At 41.6% G+C, this 22,712-nt stretch carries 20 protein-coding genes and 1 other annotated feature; of the genes, 1 reads left to right on the forward strand and 19 read right to left on the reverse strand.

Annotated elements, in window-relative coordinates:
* Positions 1-163 precede the first annotated feature (163 nt).
* The 16 genes from sdhB to zapA all read right to left on the reverse strand — a co-directional run bounded on the left by sdhB (position 164) and on the right by zapA (position 16,913).
* Positions 164-958, reverse strand: coding sequence for a succinate dehydrogenase iron-sulfur subunit (gene sdhB / locus CSV72_RS04985; RefSeq protein ID WP_199170054.1), 795 nt, complete (start codon positions 956-958; stop codon positions 164-166).
* On the reverse strand, positions 955-2,709 hold the full coding sequence (gene sdhA, locus CSV72_RS04990) for a succinate dehydrogenase flavoprotein subunit (protein ID WP_099677395.1): 1,755 nt from the start codon (positions 2,707-2,709) through the stop codon (positions 955-957). The genes sdhB and sdhA overlap by 4 nt, the downstream gene beginning before the upstream one ends.
* A gap of 45 nt (positions 2,710-2,754) precedes the next feature.
* Positions 2,755-3,363 carry a succinate dehydrogenase cytochrome b558 subunit gene (locus tag CSV72_RS04995; RefSeq protein ID WP_099677396.1) on the reverse strand — a complete coding sequence of 203 codons (609 nt, stop codon included), beginning with the start codon at positions 3,361-3,363 and terminating at the stop codon, positions 2,755-2,757.
* A 420-nt stretch (positions 3,364-3,783) separates the two neighbouring features.
* Positions 3,784-5,586 carry an excinuclease ABC subunit UvrC gene (gene uvrC, locus CSV72_RS05000; protein WP_099677397.1) on the reverse strand — a complete coding sequence of 601 codons (1,803 nt, stop codon included), beginning with the start codon at positions 5,584-5,586 and terminating at the stop codon, positions 3,784-3,786.
* A gap of 52 nt (positions 5,587-5,638) precedes the next feature.
* Positions 5,639-5,953 carry a thioredoxin gene (gene trxA / locus CSV72_RS05005; protein WP_029052960.1) on the reverse strand — a complete coding sequence of 105 codons (315 nt, stop codon included), beginning with the start codon at positions 5,951-5,953 and terminating at the stop codon, positions 5,639-5,641.
* Positions 5,954-6,039: 86 nt separating this feature from the next.
* Positions 6,040-7,014, reverse strand: a complete 975-nt coding sequence (locus CSV72_RS05010; RefSeq protein ID WP_099677398.1) for an electron transfer flavoprotein subunit alpha/FixB family protein — start codon at positions 7,012-7,014, stop codon at positions 6,040-6,042.
* 36 nt (positions 7,015-7,050) lie between these two features.
* On the reverse strand, positions 7,051-7,824 hold the full coding sequence (locus tag CSV72_RS05015; RefSeq protein ID WP_099632877.1) for an electron transfer flavoprotein subunit beta/FixA family protein: 774 nt from the start codon (positions 7,822-7,824) through the stop codon (positions 7,051-7,053).
* A 23-nt stretch (positions 7,825-7,847) separates the two neighbouring features.
* On the reverse strand, positions 7,848-8,621 hold the full coding sequence (locus tag CSV72_RS05020; protein WP_099677399.1) for an enoyl-CoA hydratase: 774 nt from the start codon (positions 8,619-8,621) through the stop codon (positions 7,848-7,850).
* 26 nt (positions 8,622-8,647) lie between these two features.
* Positions 8,648-9,232 (reverse strand): fatty acid metabolism transcriptional regulator FadR, encoded by a 585-nt coding sequence (locus tag CSV72_RS05025; RefSeq protein ID WP_099677400.1) that lies wholly within the window; start codon positions 9,230-9,232, stop codon positions 8,648-8,650.
* Positions 9,233-9,321: 89 nt separating this feature from the next.
* Complete coding sequence (locus tag CSV72_RS05030; protein ID WP_099677401.1) at positions 9,322-11,025, reverse strand: long-chain-fatty-acid--CoA ligase; 1,704 nt, start codon at positions 11,023-11,025, stop codon at positions 9,322-9,324.
* Positions 11,026-11,146: 121 nt separating this feature from the next.
* Entirely contained in the window at positions 11,147-11,326 is a 180-nt protein-coding gene (locus tag CSV72_RS16690; protein WP_158232156.1) for a hypothetical protein, read from the reverse strand.
* Between the two features lie 132 nt (positions 11,327-11,458).
* On the reverse strand, positions 11,459-11,872 hold the full coding sequence (locus CSV72_RS05035) for a DUF350 domain-containing protein (protein WP_029052954.1): 414 nt from the start codon (positions 11,870-11,872) through the stop codon (positions 11,459-11,461).
* 63 nt (positions 11,873-11,935) lie between these two features.
* Entirely contained in the window at positions 11,936-14,293 is a 2,358-nt protein-coding gene (locus CSV72_RS05040; protein ID WP_099677402.1) for an endonuclease MutS2, read from the reverse strand.
* 16 nt (positions 14,294-14,309) lie between these two features.
* Positions 14,310-16,016, reverse strand: coding sequence for a DNA polymerase/3'-5' exonuclease PolX (gene polX / locus CSV72_RS05045; protein WP_099677403.1), 1,707 nt, complete (start codon positions 16,014-16,016; stop codon positions 14,310-14,312).
* 86 nt (positions 16,017-16,102) lie between these two features.
* Positions 16,103-16,642: a CvpA family protein gene (locus tag CSV72_RS05050; protein ID WP_099677404.1), complete on the reverse strand. Its 540-nt coding sequence runs from the start codon at positions 16,640-16,642 to the stop codon at positions 16,103-16,105.
* 10 nt (positions 16,643-16,652) lie between these two features.
* Positions 16,653-16,913 carry a cell division protein ZapA gene (zapA, locus tag CSV72_RS05055; RefSeq protein WP_099677405.1) on the reverse strand — a complete coding sequence of 87 codons (261 nt, stop codon included), beginning with the start codon at positions 16,911-16,913 and terminating at the stop codon, positions 16,653-16,655.
* A gap of 174 nt (positions 16,914-17,087) precedes the next feature.
* Here zapA and rnhC point away from each other — a divergent pair, with 174 nt between their 5' ends.
* Positions 17,088-18,017: a ribonuclease HIII gene (gene rnhC, locus CSV72_RS05060; protein WP_099677406.1), complete on the forward strand. Its 930-nt coding sequence runs from the start codon at positions 17,088-17,090 to the stop codon at positions 18,015-18,017.
* Positions 18,018-18,080: 63 nt separating this feature from the next.
* On the opposite strand, the gene pheT is transcribed toward rnhC, so the two are convergent.
* The 3 genes from pheT to CSV72_RS05075 form a co-directional block, all read right to left on the reverse strand.
* Positions 18,081-20,492 carry a phenylalanine--tRNA ligase subunit beta gene (gene pheT / locus CSV72_RS05065; RefSeq protein ID WP_099677407.1) on the reverse strand — a complete coding sequence of 804 codons (2,412 nt, stop codon included), beginning with the start codon at positions 20,490-20,492 and terminating at the stop codon, positions 18,081-18,083.
* A 12-nt stretch (positions 20,493-20,504) separates the two neighbouring features.
* Positions 20,505-21,542 (reverse strand): phenylalanine--tRNA ligase subunit alpha, encoded by a 1,038-nt coding sequence (gene pheS / locus CSV72_RS05070; protein ID WP_099677408.1) that lies wholly within the window; start codon positions 21,540-21,542, stop codon positions 20,505-20,507.
* Between the two features lie 73 nt (positions 21,543-21,615).
* Positions 21,616-21,853 (reverse strand) — a binding site (T-box leader).
* A gap of 53 nt (positions 21,854-21,906) precedes the next feature.
* Positions 21,907-22,677 (reverse strand): TrmH family RNA methyltransferase, encoded by a 771-nt coding sequence (locus CSV72_RS05075; RefSeq protein ID WP_099677409.1) that lies wholly within the window; start codon positions 22,675-22,677, stop codon positions 21,907-21,909.
* Positions 22,678-22,712 lie beyond the last annotated feature (35 nt).

The raw sequence follows: 22,712 nt of genomic DNA on the forward strand, positions 1-22,712 counted from the left end.
CGAAGCGGAAGAGGAAGCTCAAGCCATGCCCGCAGGCAAGCGTCCCCCTGAAGCGCAAATCCGCACCCCAACACCAATTCTCACTCTACTAATTCCAACGTCAAAAAAGCTGCCACAAAAAGTCGTAGAGTTACGACTTTCTGGACAGCTTTGATTATAGCAATTAATCTACTTGGTGGTCACTTCCGAAGAAGTTCTTGAACATTTGGATTGTTGTGGCTCTACCGATTGCACCGATAGAAGTCGTCAATGGAATCCCCTTAGGACAAGCAACTACACAGTTTTGTGAGTTACCGCACTCAGTGATTCCTCCGTCTCCCATAACAGTAGCCAAACGCTCATCTTTGTTCATTGCACCAGTTGGATGTGTATTAAATAAACGTACTTGTGACATCAATGCAGGACCCATGAAGTTTGTCTTGTCGTTTACGTTTGGACAAGCTTCTAGACATACACCGCAAGTCATACATTTAGATAATTCATACGCCCACTGACGCTTACGCTCAGGCATACGAGGACCTTCACCAAGATCATACGTACCATCGATTGGAACCCATGCTTTGATACGCTTTAGCGAATCGAACATGAATTCACGGTCAACAACCAAGTCACGAACGACTGGGAATGTACGCATAGGCTCAAGTTTAATAGGTTGTGTTAACTGATCTACCAGCGCAGTACATGACTGACGAGGGCGACCGTTTATAACCATTGAACATGCACCACAAACTTCCTCCAAACAGTTCATATCCCAGTTGATAGGAGTCGTTTTTTCACCTTTAGCATTTACTGGGTTACGTCTGATTTCCATTAGAGCCGAAATGACGTTCATATTCGGGCGATATGGAACTTCAAATCTTTCTACATAAGGGCGTGAAGTGGCAGTATCTTGACGATGAATGTCAAATACGACAGTTTTTGTAGCAGTTGCTGTTTGTTGTTCGCTCACTTTTGTCAATCTCCTTTCTTCGCTGAGTAATCGCGGATACGTGGAGGAATCAGAGAAGTATCTACTTCTTCATACGAAATTATTGGTGCAGATACTCCATCAAATTCCGCAATTGTTGTTTTCAAGAAGTTCTCATCATCACGATTCGGGAAGTCAGGCTTGTAGTGCGCACCGCGACTTTCATCACGATTCAATGCGCCTAAAGTAATTACACGTGCTAGATATAGCATGTTTTTCAACTGACGTGTAAACATAGCTCCTTGGTTCGACCATTGCTGTGTATCCGTAATGTTAATATTTTCATAACGCTCAAGTAACTCGACAATTTTGTCATCTGTCTGCTTCAACTTATCATTGAAACGAACAACCGTTACGTTGTCAGTCATCCATTCGCCAAGCTCTCTGTGAAGAACGTACGCATTCTCTGTACCGTCCATCTTAAGAGTGTCTTCCCATTTCTGCTGCTCTTCTTTCACTGCATCTTCGAAGATCGTCCCAGGAAGTTCATCAGCAGTACGCTTCAAATGCTTCATGTAATCGATCGCGTTTGGTCCTGCGACCATTCCGCCGTAGATAGCAGATAGTAATGAGTTAGCACCTAGACGGTTTGCACCGTGTTGTGAGTAATCACATTCGCCTGCTGCGAATAGACCTGGGATGCTTGTTTGCTGATGATCGTCAACCCATAATCCACCCATTGAGTAGTGAACAGCCGGGAAGATTTTCATCGGCAATTTACGTGGATCGTCTCCTGTGAACTTTTCATAAATCTCGATAATTCCACCAAGTTTAATATCAAGTTCTTTAGGGTCCTTGTGGGATAGATCCAAGTACACCATGTTTTCACCGTTGATACCTAGTTTTTGGTTTACACACACGTCGAAGATTTCACGTGTTGCGATATCCCGCGGAACTAAGTTACCATAATCCGGATATTTCTCTTCTAAGAAGTACCATGGCTTACCATCTTTATATGTCCAAACTCGTCCACCTTCACCACGTGCAGATTCACTCATTAGACGAAGTTTGTCGTCTCCAGGAATTGCTGTCGGGTGAATTTGGATGAATTCGCCGTTTGCATATTTTGCACCTTGCTGATATACGATGGATGCTGCAGAACCTGTGTTGATCACAGAGTTTGTAGACTTACCAAAGATAATACCAGGGCCGCCTGTAGCCATGATGACAGCATCTGCTTTAAATGCTTGGATTTCCATTGTCTTCATGTTTTGAGCTTTGATTCCACGGCATGTACCCTCTTCATCTTTAATAATTCCGAGGAATTCCCAGTGCTCATATTTTTGTACTAGTCCTGCTACCTCGTGAGAACGCACTTGTTCATCAAGAGCATACAGTAATTGTTGTCCAGTTGTCGCACCTGCATATGCTGTACGGTGGTGAAGTGTACCACCGAAACGACGGAAATCCAATAGACCTTCTGGCGTACGGTTAAACATAACACCCATACGGTCCAATAAGTGGATAATTCCAGGAGCTGCTGCCGTCATTGCTTGTACTGGTTTTTGATTCGCTAGGAAGTCTCCACCGTAAACTGTATCATCAAAGTGAATGTCGACAGAGTCGCCTTCACCTTTCGTATTTACAGCACCGTTAATGCCACCTTGGGCACATACGGAGTGGGAACGTTTTACTGGTACTAGCGAGAACAAGTCAACCGGTACACCAGCTTCTGCTGATTTGATGGTAGCCATTAGTCCAGCTAGTCCTCCACCGACGACAATCAATCTGCCTTTTGCCATTATTGTGTCACTCCTCATTTATACGTAATTTCATTAGTTAGTTTTTTACACAAAAGCTAGAAGTGCTTGAATTCCAATTACAGAAAGTATTAAGAATATAACTATTGTGATGTAAGATACGATTTTTTGTGATCTTGGTGATTGTGCAATTCCCCAAGTAACACAGAAAGACCATAGTCCATTTGCTAAGTGGAAAGTAGCAGAAACAACACCTAGGATATAGAATACAAGCATAAATGGATTCGACAAGATATCGGCCATCATGTTGAAGTCTACTTCAGTTCCAAGCGCCTTTTGAATACGAGTTTCGTATACGTGCCACGCAATGAAGATGACTAGGAATACGCCTGTGAACCGTTGGAGCGTGAACATCCAGTTACGGAAAGTACTGTAATGGCCCACGTTGTATTTCGCTGAGAAAGCTATGTACACTCCGTAAAAAGCGTGGAACATGAGTGGAATGTAAATAATAAACCATTCCAAGAAAAATACAAACGGCAAGTTCCCCATAAAATTAGATGCTGTGTTGAATGCTTCCTCACCGCGTGTTGCAAAATGGTTAATTACTAAATGTTGGGCAACAAAAAGTCCAACTGGAATTACACCAAGCAACGAATGTAGACGGCGTAAGAAAAAATCTGTTTCTTTCGACAAGTCTTTTACCCTCCCTTATTTCTGAGATTATACTGTAATGATGCGGTTCTCTATTTGGTTCGCATTCACCAGTATCTCTCTTCATGGTACAATATGATAACATGTATATTGTACTCCTCTGTATAGGACAGGTCAAGACGCTGTGTGCTTTTCATAGTAGATTATGATTTTTCTAAAAACGTCGAATCACACATTGCTTTTCCCTATGATCCGACAACACGTGACATAGTTCGAAGCCCATAGGAGTAAGGATTTGAGCATTCAGCTTTTCGTTTTCTTACACTACGTAACTTATTTATTCCTGAAATTTTTATCTCTAATTCCGTTAACTGGATATTCAAATAAAAAATACCGACAGTCAAATGTCTGTTAGTAATCTGAAAACTAAACTATATATATCAATGAAAGCCCCTTGACTTATTACTCAGTCAGGGGCTTTTCAGTTGTTTCAGGTTGCTGGAAGTGAGCGATTAACTCATCAGCTACTTTCTTCGGCATCCCTGCTTCTTTTAATTGTTCAGATGTTGCTTCACGAATTGCTTTCACTGTTTTAAAGTGTTTCAGTAATTGCTGTTTACGTTTCGGTCCAACACCTTCAATTCCATCAAGTGAAGAAGTGAGTGAAGATGCCCCCCGCCGCTGTCTGTGGAACGTAATAGCAAATCGATGCACTTCGTCTTGAACACGTTGTAATAAGTAAAATGCTTCACTTGTTTTCTTTAATTGGACTATTTCTGGCGGATGACCGTACAGTAATTGCGCTGTATTATGTTTATCATCTTTAGCCAGTCCAGCTATCGGAATAGAAAGCCCGAGTTCATCTTCTAGCACTTCACGAGCAATTTCCATCTGCCCTTTCCCACCATCAATGACAATTAAGTCAGGTAAAGGCAACTGATCTTTTAATACACGTGTATAGCGTCGTCTAACGACTTCACGCATTGCGCCATAATCATCATGGGCTGCAGCAGTTTTGGTTTTATACTTTCGATAATCTTTGCGATTAGGTCTTCCATCAACAAAAGATATCATCGCGGATACCGGTTCCACGCCATGTGTATGGGAGTTATCAAACGCTTCAATGCGAAGAGGCGTACTGATATTCATCGCTTCTCCAAGTTCTTCACATGCACCAATTGTACGTTCTTCTTGACGCTCGATTATTTGGAATTTGGCACTCAATGCAATAGACGCATTCTTGGCAGCGAGTTTGACAAGTTCTTTTTTCTTTCCACGTTGTGGTATTAACACAGTCGTATCAAGCAATTGATCTGCTAACGCAAAATCAACGGTTTCCGGAAGAAGTATTTCTTTCGGCAATAAATGTTGAGCTTCTCCATAGAAACGGCCGAGATACGTCAGTAATTCTTCTTCAGGATCTTGATAGGCTGGAAAAATGGATACATCGCGTTCTATCATTTTACCTTGTCTGACGAAGAACACCTGCACACACATCCAGCCTTTATCAACTGCATAACCAAAAATATCACGATCTGTAAAATCATTCGCATTCATATTCTGCTTTTCCATAACGGTTTCGATATTAGTTATTTGATCACGATATTCTTTCGCCCGTTCAAATTCTAATTCTTCCGCTGCTTCATTCATTTTTTGTTGAAGTTCTTTTTTCACTTCTTTATAACCGCCATTGAGGAATCGTGTAATGTCTGCAATCATTTCGGTATATGCATCGGCAGGCACTTCTTTAATACAAGGCGCAAGACATTGACCGATATGATAGTACAAACACGCCCTTGTAGGAATACTTTGACATTTGCGGTATGGATATAAGCGATCCAGTAACCTTTTCGTTTCATGAGCGGCCGTAGCATTAGGATACGGTCCGAAATATTTACCGGATTTTTTATTCACTTTACGTGTAATGATTAACTTCGGATGACGTTCGTTAGTGATTTTCAAGTAAGGATATGTTTTGTCATCTTTAAGCATGATATTGTATTTTGGATCGTATTTCTTAATCATGTTCAACTCTAAAATTAATGCTTCAATTTCAGAATTGGTAACTATATATTCAAAGTCCTCTATTTCCCCGACCAATCGCTGTGTCTTGCCATCATGGGAACCTGTGAAATAGCTACGTACACGATTTTTCAACACTTTTGCTTTCCCGACATAAATGACAGTACCTTGACGATCCTTCATAAAATAGCAACCCGGCAATTCGGGGAGGATCGAAAGTTTGTGCTCAATGATTTCATTCATTATTTTCACCTACTAAAAGACCGGGCTGCTCTTGCGGCCCGGTCTCTTGTATTTATGCGTGTTTTTCTACTAGTTGTGCAAGTGCTTCTTTAGGTTGGAAGCCAACTACCTTCTCAGCTACTTCTCCATCTTTAAAAAGAAGTAGTGTTGGAATCGACATGATACCGAACTGGCTAGCAGTTGCTTGGTTATCATCCACGTTCACTTTTACAATGTTCGCTTTTCCTTCAAGTTCACCTGAAAGTTCTTCAAGTACAGGAGCGATCATTTTACATGGTCCACACCAAGGTGCCCAAAAGTCCACTAGTACTACGCCTTCTTTTACGTTTTCAGCAAAGTTCGAATCAGTTGCATTAATAATTGCCATTCTTATTTCCTCCTTTAGTCTTTAACTATATTCGTATTGTATCATGGAGGTATAGAAGGAGCTAAAAAAATGCCTGTACCCATTCATTAGCTGACTTTGATCTTTTGAATTTCTTCAATCATGATCGGAATGATCTCGAAGATGTCCCCTACGATACCGTAGTCTGCAATTTTAAAGATGTTCGCTTCTGGATCTTTGTTGATTGCCACAATGACTTTCGAGTTGGACATACCTGCTACGTGCTGGATCGCTCCAGAAATTCCTGCTGCAATATACAAGTCTGGAGTAACTACTTTACCCGTTTGACCAATCTGTAGTGAATAGTCGCAGTAGTCTGCGTCACACGCTCCACGTGAAGCGCCGACTGCACCGCCTAAAAGATTTGCCAATTCTTTTAAAGGCTCGAACCCTTCAGGTCCTTTGACTCCACGGCCGCCAGCTACGATAACTTTAGCTTCAGATAAATCTACACCTTCTGTGGATTTACGTACTACGTTTTTAATAATAGAACGTAAGTTTGTAATATCCACAGTTTTCGCTGTTACGTCACCTGAGCGGCTTGCATCATGTGCTAACGGCTCAATGTTGTTCGGACGGATTGTGATAAATTGCAGACCTTCTTTAATTTCCACTTTTTCAAATGCTTTACCAGAATAAATTGGGCGGATGAATTCTGCATCATCGCCTTCTCCTTCAATCTTTGTCACATCTGAAATTAATCCAGTTCCAAGCTTACTTGCAATTTTGGGTGATAAGTCTTTACCCATAGCTGTGTGTCCGAATACAACACCGTCGGGAGATTCGTCTTCGTAGACTGCTAAGAACGCTTGGCCAAAGCCGTCTGGCGTGTAATGCTTCAAATGTGGGTGCTCAACCGTTACTACACGATCCGCCCCATAATGAATCATTTCTTCTCCAAGTGACTGAACTTGGTCCCCTATAAGAACAGCGACAACTTCTCCGCCACCTGAAATATTCTTTGCTGCTGCAATTGTTTCAAATGATACGTTACGTAGTTCTCCATCACGTGCTTCACCTAATACCAACATTTTCTTTGACATAATGTAGTCCCTCCTAATTACGGTTCTCTATATGAATTAAATTACTTTCGCTTCGTTACGCAATAATTTTATAAGTTCAGCCGCTTGATCTGCTGGCTCTCCTTCAAGTACACGCCCCGCTGCTTTTGCAGGTGGTAGGAAGACTTCTTTTGTTTCAGTCTTCGCTTCTACGTCATCTTCCTCTAAATCTAGATCATCGAACTCTAGGTCTTCAAGAGGTTTCTTCTTTGCTTTCATAATGCCAGGCAAAGAAGGGTAACGTGGTTCGTTCAGACCTTGTTGTGCTGTGACAAGAAGTGGCAGGGATGTTTCAATAGTTTCCGAATCCCCTTCTACGTCTCGTACAACAGTTGCGTTCGTTCCGTCTATCGTTAATTCAGTAATTGTCGTGACATAGTTAATGCCAAGCAATTCTGCTACACGAGGTCCTACTTGTCCTGAACCGCCATCGATTGCTACGTTACCTGCAAGAATTAGATCAGCATCTTTGTCTTTTAGGTAATCTGCAATGACTTTCGCTGATGTGTATTCGTCAATATCATCAATGTCGTCTTCAATATTGATGAGTACCGCTTTATCTGCACCCATCGCCAATGCTGTACGTAGTTGTTTCTCGGAATCTTCGTCTCCGATTGATAGTACAGTTACTTCCCCGCCGTGTTCATCACGTAGTTTAATAGCTTCTTCTACTGCGTACTCATCGTATGGGTTGATAATGAATTCTGCACCATCTTCAGCAATGGCACCGTTTGAAATTGAAATTTTTTCTTCCGTATCAAATGTTCTTTTTACTAATGCATAAATGTTCATTAATAGAACCTCCTATTCGATAATTACTTCCCGTTAAATGTAGGTTGACGTTTTTCAATAAATGCTTGAATACCTTCTTTGGCATCTTCAGAGACGAAAACTTCTCCAAATGATTTCGCTTCTTCTTCCACACCCTCATAAAATGACTTATCTTTTGAGTAGGAAAGCATACGTAATGCATGTTTCACTGCGATCGGGCTCTTCTGAGAAATCTTCTTCGCCATCTTCAAAGTTTCAGCTGAAAGTTCTTCGTCTGAATATGCATGATTTGCAAGTCCCCACTGTACTGCATCTTCACCTGAGATTGGATCACTCGTCAACATGATTTCTGCTGCCTTCGCTACACCAACCAAACGTGGCAAACGTTGCGTACCTGCAAACCCAGGAATAAGGCCTAATTGCAATTCCGGCAAACCTAGCTTTGCACTCTTCGTAACTAAGCGGATATGGCAAGCCATCGCAAGCTCTAAACCACCACCAAGTGCTGCTCCATGAATGGAAGCGATTACAGGTTTAGGGAAGTTTTCTAATCGCTCGAAAACTTCTTGTCCTTTACTAGAAAGGTTCGAGAATGCTGCGCCTGTGTCGACTGTTGTGAATTCTTTAATGTCTGCACCCGCTGAGAAGAATCGACCTTCACCATATAGAACAACAACGCGAACATCGTCGTCGTGCTCTACGCTGGTTAACAGCTGATCCACTTCTTCAATCAATTTCGAAGACAGTGCGTTCGCCGGTGGATGGTCAATTTTCGCTAATGCGACATGTCCGTCTTTCTCCAAGTTAATCAATGTCATCTACTATCTCTCCTTTAATGCAATGCTTACTGTTGTTCATAGCCATGCAATAGCATGTAGCTAACTTTTGGGGCTAAGCTAGTTAAATCAAATTTCTGTTCGTTCATCACCCAAGAGGTAATTGTCTCGTCCATTGTGCCAAATAGCATCTGCCTTGCTAGCCTAAGGTCAAGTTTAGGAGATAACTCTCCTTTCTCTACCCCTTCTTCAAGCAAAGTATCCAACAAAACCATATATTCTTTCAACACATTATTGATTTGGAATCGCAGATCTTTATTTGACTGTCTGAGTTCCAATTGTGTGACGATCGCTAAATGAGGATCTTCTTGTAGTACTGTAAAATGATTTTCTACAACTAATTGCAGTTTTTCTGCGATTGGAAGATCTTTCTTTAAAATTTCTTTAATGTTTTCTACAAAAATCGCCATTTTTTCTCTGAATACGGATATGAGAATGTCTTCTTTATTTTTAAAGTACAAATAAATGGTTCCATCCGCAACTCCAGCTTCTTTAGCTATTTTTGAGACTTGTGCTTGGTGGTATCCATTCTCTGCAATAACAATTACTGCAGCATCCACAATTTGTTTATATTTAGGTTTTGTTCGCTTCATTAATGATTCACCACCAAAAAGAAAATATGAATGATGATTCATTCATATTTTCATATTAATATTCTTTTGGGTTATAGTCAAGCATTTTGTTATGAACTTTTTAATGAATCTTGAACTTCCGTTAATTTTCTTCGTTCTTCCTCTACTAATGTTCTACGCAAGATTTTACCTACTGCTGTTTTAGGAAGATCTTCGCGAAAATCATAATGCTTTGGAACTTTAAATGCAGCAAGCTGTTTTCTGCAATACGTATCTAATTCTTTTTCCGTTATGGAATATCCTTCTTTTAAAACAATATAAGCTTTAACTGTTTCACCACGGTAAGGATCTGGTACACCTGCTACGATACATTCTTGAATTGCGGGATGTTCATATAGGACTTCTTCAATCTCACGTGGATAGACATTAAATCCACTTGCGATAATCATATCTTTTTTACGATCAACAACATAGAAATAACCGTCTTCATCCATATACCCTAGATCCCCTGTCAAAAACCATCCATCACGGAATGATTCCTGTGTGTCGTCTGGCCGATTCCAATAACCTGTCATTACTTGAGGTCCTTTTATCGCAATTTCTCCAATTTCTCCTATTGGCAACGATTCTGATGAGCCTGGTCCAAGAATACATGCATCTGTATCAGGCCACGGAACACCGATAGAGCCTCGCTTTTCTAGTCCATCCCACACAAAGTTCGCCATAGCTACTGGAGAGGTCTCTGTTAAGCCATAACCTTCTACAAGCTTTCCACCGGTTACCGCTTCAAACTTTTCTTTCACCTCAATGGGTAATGCAGCAGATCCACTGATACATGCTTTAATAGAAGAAAGATCGTACTTTTCCAAATCAGGATGATTCAACAGACCAATATAGATCGTCGGTGCACCTGGGAATAATGTGGGTTTTTGTTTATCAATATCTTTCAATGCAGTCTTAAAATCAAACTTGGGAATCAAGACCATTTTATGACCTTTCATTACTGCGAAAATCAAAACCGTCGTCATACCATATACGTGGAAAAACGGTAGAATCCCCATAATCGTTTCTTGGCCATCCGTTGTTTTGTATAACCAGGCACTACACATCTCAGTATTGCTAATTAAATTGGTATGAGTCAGTTCCACACCTTTTGGCGGTCCTGTAGTTCCTCCGGTATACTGCAATAATGCAATATCCCCTTTCTCATACGCTATATGAATCGGATCAGGTTGTGTCGTTTTCATTATTTCGGTATATAAATGGTGAATACCACGATGCTCCACTTTAACCGTCAACTTATGCTCTTTTTTCTGAATGAATGGATATACTAGATTTTTAGGGAATGGGAGATAATCTTTAATCCCCGTAATTATTATATTTTCAAGCGCAGTTCCATTCATTGCTTTCGTGACGCGAGGGAACAAAATATCCAGTGAAATAATCACTTTTGCACCTGAATCAGAAAGTTGGTAGTGCAATTCCCGCTCTGTATACAAAGGATTTGTCTGCACTACAATAGCACCTGCGTAGAGAATTCCAAAGTATGCGATAGCACCTTGTGGACAGTTCGGAAGCATGATAGCTACGCGGTCACCCTTCTCAACCCCTAATTTTTGCAAATAGGTTGCAAATTTTAGAGCAGACTCGTGAAATTCTCTGAACGTGATATCTTTCCCCATAAAATGAATCGCTGTGTTATTTGAATACTTTTTGCTGGACCTCGTTAGATAGTCTTGCAATGGAATATCTTCATATTCTAAAGTAGTCGGAATTTCTTTCGGATATGCAGCAAGCCAAGGTTTTTTTGTCATCTATACAACTCCTTTACGTCAATGTAATTGTTTGAACATTCCTTATTCATTAGTATATCGATAAACTAATTAGTTTACAAGATAAATATGAAAGCGCTTTATTCGTTTACATACATACCTCTTAGTCTATGTGAGAGTAATTACCTTTATACATTTTATAAATAGAGAGGTTAATATTATCTTGCGTTGGGATTTCCGCTTCAGAAGAGATGCGGTCCCGCGGGAAAGCATCCGCCACTTGAAGCTTCGATCCCCATGCAATACCTATGTAACTATCCTCTTTTTGTTTTTGTTCTCCCATATTTCAAATACTAAAAAACACCAAGACCGAGGTCAAGGTGTGTTGTTGAAGAGCCAGTAGACTCCGACGAGGACGAAGAGTACACAGACTACTAATAGTATTTTAATTAATCTTTCCATAATATGCGGTCTCCTATGAAATACTGGCGCCTATGACGAATGACAGACCTACCGAAATACAGAGTGAGATGAAGCCAACTGAGCGATTGTCCGCCTGAATCTCCTCATCTACCTTGAACTTCGGCGTTAGGAATTCGAACAGCAAATAGGCAAAGACGAGAAGTACGAAACCGAATAAGCCCCAACCCATCATCTGCGGCAGACTATTGTGCTGCTCGATAGAATAGCGAAAAATATTAGCGACACCAAATATTTTTCCACCAGTCGCCATCGCCACTGACAAATTCCCTTTACGGATCTCTTCCCAGTTTTTATATTTTGTTACGATTTCAAATAGCACCATCGACACGATCAAGCACAGTGTAACGACACTGAAATACCCAGCAGTCTCAACTAATGGATGACTCCAAAATCCCGTATGATTCATAATGCTACACCTTCTTTATGTTCTTTTGCTTGTCATACGGTACAAGCAGCTGAAAGGTTTCATTTATTTTAATTCTACTACGGTAACGCCACTGCCACCTTCGCCTGCTTCGCCAAAGCGATAGGATTTCACGCGTGAATGTTTTTTTAGATATTGTTGAACGCCTTGTCGAAGTGCCCCCGTCCCTTTACCGTGAATAATGTTCACTTGATGGTAGTTGGACAATAACGCATCATCAATATACTTCTCGGTTCGCACAAGAGCATCTTCATATCGTTCACCACGTAAGTCAAGCTCCATTTTCACATGTTCGGAACGATCCCTAACTGCTGAGACTGTAACATGTTTCTTTTCTTTTTCAGGCTTCGTATACTGCAATCCAGATTCCGGTAATTTCATCTTCAAAATACCAATTTGTACGATCCATTCTTTTTCTGATACTTTTTCGACAAGTGTTCCTTTTTGTCCATATGCGAGTACTTTCACTTCGTCCCCTTGTTGTAATGGACGAGGTCCTGCTTGAGCTTTAATGGTTTTCTTTTTCTTTTCTTCAGGTGCAGCGCCTTCCAAACGTTTCCGAGCTTCGATTAACTCATGCTCTTTCACACTAGCTCCTGCAGTCATTCGTAGAGCACGTAGATCTGAAATAACCGCTTCAGATTCTGTTTTTGCCTGATCTACGATTTTTTTGGCTTTCTCTTTTGCCGCATCTGTTAATCGGTCTTTTTGCTCTTCGAATTCTTGTAATTTATCGTGTAATTCTCTTTTCAGCTTTTCTGTTTCTAAAAGTACGTCATGTGTACGTTCAGCGTCTTTTTCGGATTGCACACGACTCGTTTCAAGGGAGGCAATCATAGAATCTACTTCTCCACGATTTTCTCCTGTAAAGCTCTTTGCACGATCGATTACATGACTTTGTAAACCTAGTCGTTTGGAAATTTCAAATGCATTACTTCGTCCCGGTACACCAATCAGTAAACGATAAGTCGGGCTCAACGTGTCGATGTCGAATTCAACACTTGCATTGGTTACACCTGGCCGGTTAAAGCTATACGCTTTTAGTTCCGGATAGTGTGTGGTCGCCATCACTCGTGCGCCAGTACCATGCACTTCATCTAAAATGGAAATAGCAAGGGCAGCACCTTCTTGAGGATCTGTCCCTGAGCCTAATTCATCAAACAATAATAGAGAGCGGTCGTCGAACTTCTTCAATATATCCACGATATTAACCATATGGGATGAAAATGTACTTAAGCTCTGTTCGATCGATTGCTCATCACCGATATCTGCGTATATAGAATCAAAGACTGCAATTTCAGAACCATCGAGTACTGGAATAGGCAGACCTGATTGCGCCATCAATGTACAAAGTCCAACTGTTTTTAGCGTAACTGTCTTACCACCTGTATTCGGACCGGTGATCACAATCGTTGTAACGTCGGTACCGAATTCAATTGTATTCGCTACTGCTTCATTAATTGGTAGAAGTGGGTGACGCGCTTTAGAGAGTCGCATATAGCCATCTGCGTTAACTGCTGGTTTTGTACATTTATTTGCAGTACCGTATTTGGCTTTTGCTAAAATGACATCTACTTCTGCCAATAGCTGCACTAATGTGAATAGCTCATGAGCGATTTCTTGAATACTGGCTGATAAGGCAAGCAAAATCTTTTCGATTTCTTCTTGCTCTTTGACTTTCAGTTCACGAATCTCATTATTCGCTTGTACGACTGCATCTGGCTCGATGAATAGTGTTTGGCCAGATGATGACATATCGTGAATTACACCGCCATAGTGAGAACGATATTCTGCTTTAACTGGAATACAATACCGATCATTACGCATCGTGACGATTGCGTCAGATAACATTTTCGATGCGTTCTTCCCTCTCGTATAACTTTCAAGACGTTCACGCACGCGACTTTCTTGAATACGCAAGCTCTGGCGAATTGAACGTAACGCGGATGAAGCACTGTCCATCACTCGACCATTATCATCGATTGCCGCATTGACCTCATGTTCAATTGCTGTCAGGATCGGCATCGCTTCTTTACGTGCGATTAAATGGGGAATAGAAATCTCACCTTCAGCCATAACAGCCTCTAAAAACTGACGTAGAATTCTACTCGCTCGGATCGTGTCTGCAATTTCCACTAGTTCCATGGCGCTTAACATTCCGCCAATTTGTGCTCGTTTAGCGTGGGATCGAATATCGTGGATTCCACCCATCGGGACATTGCCGCGAATTCGCAAGAGTGCCAACCCTTCGTCTGTTTCCTCAAGTAACCGATTGACATCTTCAAGGTTTGTTGAAGGTACTAACTGCTCTATATGTGCACGGCCCGCAATGGACGTACATTGTGCCGCTACTTGTTGAATGATTTTATCAAATTCAAGTGTTTTTAAGACACGCTTTTCCAATGTCTTACACTTCCTTTCATCTACGAATCACTTTCTCAATAAATGTTTCAAGTGCCCATGTGTTGACTACCTGTTCAGCAGGAAGCCAAGCTTTTTGGGCGTACTCTACGCCAATTGGCATAATGTCAAGTTGTTCTATCGCATGCGCATCTGTATTGATCGCAATATTGACACCAGCTTCCATCGCTTGGATTACGTGTTCTGTGCGTAAATCCAAACGATATGGACTTGCGTTCACTTCTAATATTTTGCCGTATTCGCTCGCCCACTTAATGAGCTGTTCGATATCCGGATTATATCCTTCACGCTGGCCTATTATACGGCCTGTTGGGTGGGCAATCATGTGCACGTGAGGATTCTGACAAGCAGCATGCAATCTCTCCATGATTTGCTCCTGTGGTTGATTGAAACTTGAGTGAATCGACGCAATGACAAAGTCTAGTTGCTCAAGAATTTCATCATCAAAATCTAATGTCCCATCCGGAAGAATATCCATCTCGGTTCCGCAGAATACTTCGATGTCATTATACTTCGCGTTCACTTCGCGAATTTCCTCAATTTGCTTTACTAAACGCTCAGGTGTTAAACCGTTAGCTACTTTTAAATACTGTGAATGATCGGTGATAACCATATGTGAATAGCCTTTTGCACGGCAGGCTTGCACCATTTCTTCTATGGAATGCCCGCCATCCGACCAAGTAGTGTGCATATGAAGATCGGAACGAATCAGTTCAGGTGTGACAAGTGTAGAAATCTCACTTGCCCGGTCGAGTTCCGTACCGTCTTTGCGAATACTTGGTGGAATAAATGGCAAATCAAAATGAGCGAGAAATTCCTTTTCACTAGAAAACGTCTGCACATGTCCTGTTTCATCTTCTACTCCGTACTCACTAATTTTCTGTTTACGATTTTTAGCCAACTGACGCATCCGTATATTATGCGCAGCAGAGCCAGTAAAGTGATGAAGTGCTGTCGCGAATTGAGCTTCCGTGACAAAACGAAAATCTGCATCGATTGGGTGTTCTGTATCAAGCGAAATCGATAGTTTAGCATCGCCCGCTGCGATTACTTTTTCGATCGGTAACGCAGCCAAGATTTTTTCACGAACGATTTGCGGTTCTTCCGTTACGAGAATCCAATCCACATCCGAACTTTCTTCTTCTCGCCTACGATAACTGCCCGCTACTTGATACTTCTGAATTTCATCGATCAGCTGTAATTCAGCCTGAACGATATCCACGATTTTTGTTACTTGCCAAATTGGCGTCTTGCCGGAACGACTTGAGAGTATTTCAATTTCACGCAATATGTTTTCTTCAGTCTTTTTGCCGAATCCCGGAATTTTACTTACCTCTTGTCTTTCGCAAGCTGCTTGAAGAGATTCAATCGAATCTATATTCAACGCTTCCCGTAGTTTGGCTATTTTCTTGCCGCCGAGTCCAGGAATATTCAAGAGAGGGATCAAACCTTTTGGAACCTTCTCTTCAAGTTCCGTCAAAACATCTGAAGTTCCTTTTTCCATTAAATCAGTAATGACTGCACCGGTTCCTTTACCGATTCCCTTCAACGACAAGATATCATCCATTTCAGCGAGACTTCTTGTGTCCAATTCCAGAATCGAAGCGGCTTTCCTGAACGCAGCTACCTTAAAATGGTTTTCTCCAAGTAACTCCATATACAATGCAATTTTTTCAAATGTACGAATTATAGTCTTTTTATTCAAGTCAGTATCCTCCCCACTCTGTTAAAAAAGCTTCCACGCGTTCGGGAAGCTTTTGGTTCATATGTACAGTACATTATTTACAAGCGTTAGCCTATATAAACGAACCACCAATTTTTTATTGCCGAGGAAATAATTGGCGTGTGTTCGAACATTGCTTTTGCCAGCAATGAATGACCTAATGAGTTTTGAATGACTTCAACAGGAAGCATCGCAAGTAAAGATAATACGAAAAAGATGATAACGTAGAATTCAATAAAGCCCAGTCCTGCGCCAATCAGACGTGCGCCGAAACCAAGAATTGGAATATGCTTGATAAAGTCCAGCATGGAACCAACTAATTGCAAAATCAGCTTCATTCCGACAAAAATCAAAATAAATGCAATCAATCGGTAAAACGTCATATCCATATCCAAGTTTTCAAACGACCAGCTCAGTGTATCTGCTGCAGTCGCCCCTGGATAAGGTATCCATAATATTAATTTTTCTGCAAATGGCTTGTAGAATTTATACGCCACGATTACCGATACAATCAATCCTAACATATGGATGAGCTGTACGATGAATCCGCGCCTAAAGCCTGCAATTAGACCGCCTACAAGCAGTAAAATAATGAGTAAATCTATCATATTTTGCCCCTCAACCCTTCAATTTTTTCACTTCATCTTCTAATTCTTTTACTCTTTCTTGTAGTTTTAGAAATTCATGCACATTATTTACCGCCGTCAGGACAGCAATTCTTTTACTGTCGAGATGTCGATTATGCTTACTGATTTCGCGCATTTTTTCATCAACGAGCGAGGCTACATAACGCACATGTGAAGATGGTTCCGTACCAACAACCGTATATGTTTGTCCGTAGATATCAACTGTCACTCTTGCTTTTTTATTGTCCGCCATTTTTATGCCCTCCCTCTAAAAACCCTCTCATAATCATACCATGAAAATCAATTACTTGTGAATCAATTATGCCTCAAACTGACACTAGGTTAGAATTTCAGACATTATCTTTCATTTGAAACTCTAGTTTCAGGTATACTGAGGAATAGATCATTTCAAGGAGTGTGTAAATAAATGAGTAATCAGGTCATCGTCCTGTCTGAAAAAGAAATGCCGGAAGTTGTTCGCTTCTATGAAACAAATAAAGTCACCCGTAATGCACCAGGTGTCATCTTCGCAGCCAAGATTGCTGACACCTCCATTACCGCTTACCGGTCAGGTAAAGTGTTGTTTCAAGGAGCAGGCGCAGACAGAGAGGCTGCACGCTGGGGGACTATAGGTACAGTAACGAAAGTGACGCCGTCTGGAGCAAAAGGAGATACATTACCAGCAAACTTCGCATCGTTATCCGTTCTCGGTTCGGATGAGACAGGTACTGGCGATTTCTTCGGTCCCATTACTGTAGCCGCCTGTTATGTTAGTAGTGACCAGATCGAATTGGTAAAAGAACTGGGAGTAAAAGATTCCAAACAACTTACAGATGCGTACATGCAACAAATCGCAGAGGATTTGAAACAAGTTGTAACCCACTCCGTCCTGACGCTTGATAACGTCAAATACAATGAAATTCAAAGCAGAGGATGGTCGCAAGGTAAGATTAAGGCTATTCTTCATAACCAAGCACTTCAGGAAGTACTGGACCAGATGCATCCCGTTTTACCGGAACATATTCTTATTGACCAGTTTGCGGAGCGACGTGTCTACTATAATTATCTAAAGGATGAATCTAGTATCATTCGAGACAAAGTACTTTTTTCGACAAAAGCTGAAAACCTACATGTATCGGTAGCTACAGCCTCTATACTAGCTCGCGTCGCTTTCCTTGAAGCAATGGATCAATTAAGCAGTAATGCGGGTGTAACATTGCCTAAAGGTGCTGGCCCCAAAGTTGACCAAGTAGCTTGTCAGCTCATCCGTAAAAAGGGAGAGCCATTTCTACAAACCATTACGAAAGTGCATTTTGCCAATACACAAAAGGCATTGAAACTCGCTTATAAAAAATAATGTGACTGCAGTAAAATAAAGCAGGCTACCCGTCAGAAAACTGATAGGTAGCCTGCTTATTTATTATGATCGGAGTTGTGCGTTCGCTTGTACAGTTAACGCGTCCAATACTTTACTATGCGCCTTGACGACGTCTTCATCCGTCAACGTACGCTCAGGATCGAAGTAGGTCAGAGAGAACGCAACAGATTTTGTTCCTTCTTCTACGTTCTTTCCTTCGTATAAATCAAACAACTGAACTTTCTTCAGTAATTTACCGCCTGCTTGCTGGATAATCTTCTCCAAGTTCGCAGCAGATGTGTCTCGATCCACAACTAAGGCAATATCACGAGAGATGGAAGGATAGCGAGGAACGGCTTCATACAACAGCTCTTCGGTCGCAGCTTGCATAATAGACTGCAAGTTCATTTCCATGACATACGTTTCCTGCAAGTCCCGCTGATTTTGAACAGTTGGATGCACTTGACCTATGATCCCTACTGACTGATCGTCTAACCATACTGTCGCCGTACGACCTGGGTGCATTTGATCCACTGTCGCTTTTGTGAATTGCAGTCGTTCAAGCAAACCTAACTGCTCAAATAATCCTTCTACAATTCCCTTCATGACGAAGAAGTCGACTTTTTTCGTTTCGCCTTGCCATGCATGATGAACCCATTTGCCAGTCAAGACTGCTGCAACATGTTCTACTTCTTTTGGCAAACCGTCTTCTTCGATACCTAGGAAAACTGATCCCGTTTCGTAAAGTGCAATCGAATCATTCCGACGAGCCACGTTATACGTTGCAGCATCAAGAAGGTGCGGAATTATGCTTTGACGAAGAACACTGCGCTCTTCACTCATCGGCATAAGCAATTTCGTTACAGGAGCTGTCTCCAGTGCGAAAGCTTGCGCATCTTTCGGTGAAGCCAATGAATACGTCAGAGCTTGAGATAGACCTGCCGCTTCAAGATATCTGCGGACAATGCGACGCTTCGCCTGATAAGGAGTCAAACCGCCTGGTGTACTTTCTACGATCGGCAACGTTTTTGGGATTTCATCATAACCATATAGACGCGCGATTTCTTCAATTATGTCTTCTTTGATTTTCAAATCTTGACGTCGTGTCGGGATATCCATCACGAGTTGGCCGTTGATTAATTCCGTCGGGATCTGCAAACGGTCCATAATCGTTTTCATTTCATCCATAGCAATCTTCATACCTAGACGATTATTTACATAGTCCGGTGAAAGAATGATTTTCTCAGATGTTTTGTCGAGTTCGTCGAACGTAACGGATCCTTCAAGAACTTCTCCACCAGCAAGTTCAGCCATCAATTGAGCCGCTCTCTCTGCTGCTTCTGCTACACGATTCGGATCGACACCTTTTTCAAAACGTGTGCTCGCATCACTGCGTAGGCCTACTTCTTTAGATGTTTGACGAACAGAACCTGGTGCGAAATAAGCTGACTCAATGACAACAGTTGTAGTACCTTCATACACTTCTGAATTAGCGCCGCCCATTACACCCGCTAGTGCAACCGGCTCTTTGCCATTCGTTATGACTAGTTGATGATCATGTAAAGTACGTTCTACTTGATCAAGTGTCACCATCTTTTCGCCTTCACGGGCATGACGCACGACGATCTCTTTCGTTTCGAGACGGTCATAGTCGAATGCATGAAGAGGCTGACCATATTCCATCAATACATAGTTCGTGATATCAACCACGTTATTATGCGGTCGGATACCAGCAGACATTAACGTGTTTTGCAACCACTGAGGTGATTCCGCAACTTTTACGTTTTTCACTACTTTTGCCACGTACATAGGATTGTCTTCAGCTGCTTCTACGGAAAGCTTCAACAAATCTTGTGCTTTCTCAGTAGATGCTGAATAAGAAATTTCCGGCAGTTTAATATCTTTCGATAATATTGCCCCTACTTCATACGCAACACCGAGCATACTCAGTGCATCAGATCGGTTTGGTGTTAAATCAAATTCCAAAATACGATCGTATAATCCAAGATGCGTCAATGCGCTATCTCCAGCACGCACATCATTTGGTAACACATAGATTCCTTCTGCATACGCTTTGGGAACCAACTTTCCTTCTATACCGAGTTCTTGCAGTGAACAGATCATGCCGTTAGACTCTTCGCCACGAAGTTTCGCTTTCTTAATTTTCATTCCACCAGGCAACACAGCTCCCGGACGTGCGACAATAACATTTTGTCCCTCTGCGATATTTGGAGCTCCACAAATAATTTGTGAAATCTCTCCACCTACATCGACTTGACAAATATGTAATTTATCTGCTTCAGGATGTTTTACACAGCTTTTTACGTGTCCAATGACGATATGATCCATACCGAATGAACGATCAATAATACCGTCTACTTCTATTCCGGCACGAGTGATTTTTTCTGCCAGTTCTTCTATGGAAAGTTCATTCCAATCTACGTAATTACTTAACCAATTTGTTGATACTAACATCAATATTCCTCCTTATGCCTCTGACCGGTGGAATTGTGAAATAAACCGAATGTCATTTGTATAGAAATGACGAATATCTTCCACTCCGTATTTTAACATCGCAATTCTTTCCGGCCCCATGCCGAATGCAAATCCTGTGACTTCTTCCGGGTTGTAGCCAGCCATTTCCAAAACGTTTGGATGGACCATACCTGCTCCTAAAATTTCGATCCAGCCTGTTTTCTTACACACGTTACAACCTGATCCGCCACATTTGAAACAAGAAATATCCATTTCAACTGAAGGCTCTGTGAATGGGAAGAAACTTGGACGCAAACGAATTTCACGCTCAGCACCGAATAATTTCTTTGCCAGTAAATCAAGTGTACCTTTCAAGTCGCTCATGCGAATGTTTTCGCCAACAACAAGTCCTTCGATTTGTGTAAATTGATGAGAGTGCGTCGCATCATCCGAGTCTCGGCGGTATACTTTACCCGGACAAATGATTTTGATTGCAGCTCCATCTTTTGCTTCCATCGTACGAGCTTGGACAGGAGATGTATGTGTGCGCAATAAGATGTCCTCTGTAATATAGAAAGAATCTTGCATATCTCGAGCTGGGTGACCTTTAGGCAAGTTCAACGCTTCGAAGTTGTAATAATCCTTTTCTACTTCGGGTCCTTCTGCGATTTCATAGCCCATACTAATGAAAAAGTCTTCAATTTCCTCTACTACTCGTGTTAAAGGATGATGATTACCAAGTTCTACTGGACGGCCTGGTAATGTAACATCAATCGATTCATTTTCCAATTGTTCTTGGATTGCTTGCTGTTCGAGGATTTCTTTACGTTCCTCAAGGATTGCCGTTACACTTTCACGGATTTCATTGACGAGCGCCCCCATCTTCGGACGTTCTTCAGCGGGAAGTTTACCCATCCCTTTTAGTAGGTCGGTAATCGGACCTTTTTTCCCGAGATACGCTACGCGCACATCATTCAATTCTTTGACAGTATGGGATTCTTTGATTTTCAGCATTACCTGTTCTTTCAGTTCATGCAACTGTTCTTTCATGTTTACTTGCTCCTCTCTCTATTTGGCGGTTACGTAGCTAAACTTTCCGGAAAACAAAAAAACTCGCCCCTATAAAAGGGACGAGGTCGATTTCGCGGTACCACCCTGATTAGTTTGCATCAAAAAACGACGATGCAAAATCACTTAAATTGGAATAACGGTCCTATGCCGGCACGCCTTTACATGTCTGGTCCAAGCGTGCAGCTCGCGGGGTGAACTTCAATGGAGCATCGTTTTTCACACTTTCAGTCAAGGTGTGAAATCCCTGATAACGCATCTCACCATTTACTTTTCCCGGTCATTGCTGTTTTCTTTCATTCGCTTTCTAGTATACCGTAAATCGATTACGCCTTCAATAGAGATGTCATTGCTGTCGAAGTGTGTACAGCAAAATACCTGTCGCAACTGCCACATTCAGTGATTCAGCCTGACCGTATAACGGAATTTTCACTACATGATCAGCTTGGGATAATAATTCACTATCAACACCACTTCCTTCATTCCCTACAAGCAGTGCAAATGAAGTTTGTGCCTCTAATTCGTTAAGAGAAACAGCTTGCTGTAAACCTGTGCCGATAATCGGGACTTGATTGGCTTTTAAACGATCTATCCACACTGTCAACTCTTCACGTACAACAGGAATATGGAAATGAGAACCTTGCGCAGAGCGAACCGTTTTTGGATTAAATGGATCCGCACATCCCTTCCCTAAAATTACCGCATCTAAACCTGCTGCGTCTGCAGTACGGATCATCGTACCGATATTCCCCGGATCCTGTACAGCGTCAATTAGCAACACTCGCTTCCACTGATGTTGATCTGTTTCTTCGTATTGAGGCTGTCTACAATAAGCAAAAACACCTTGTGTCTGCTCTGTTTCAGAAATTTCTTTTGCAACTGCAGTTGTCAGTTCAATAATCGGCGCAGTCCAATGTGTCGGAATTTCAATATCCTCGCGTACAAGTAATTGAATAACTAAATCCGGCTGTTTAATAGCTTCTTCGACAAGATGGAAACCTTCCACAAGAAACTCTTTCGTCTGATCTCGTTCCTTTCGAGTCGTAACTAATTTCTTCCAATGTTTCACTAATGAGTTCTGAGTTGATTCAATTCGTTTATTCAAGAGGCTGAACATCCTTTTTTCTTTTTAGTGTATCAAATCAGCGTATA

The sequence above is a fragment of the Sporosarcina sp. P20a genome (assembly GCF_002743175.1).
Lineage (GTDB): Bacteria > Bacillota > Bacilli > Bacillales_A > Planococcaceae > Sporosarcina.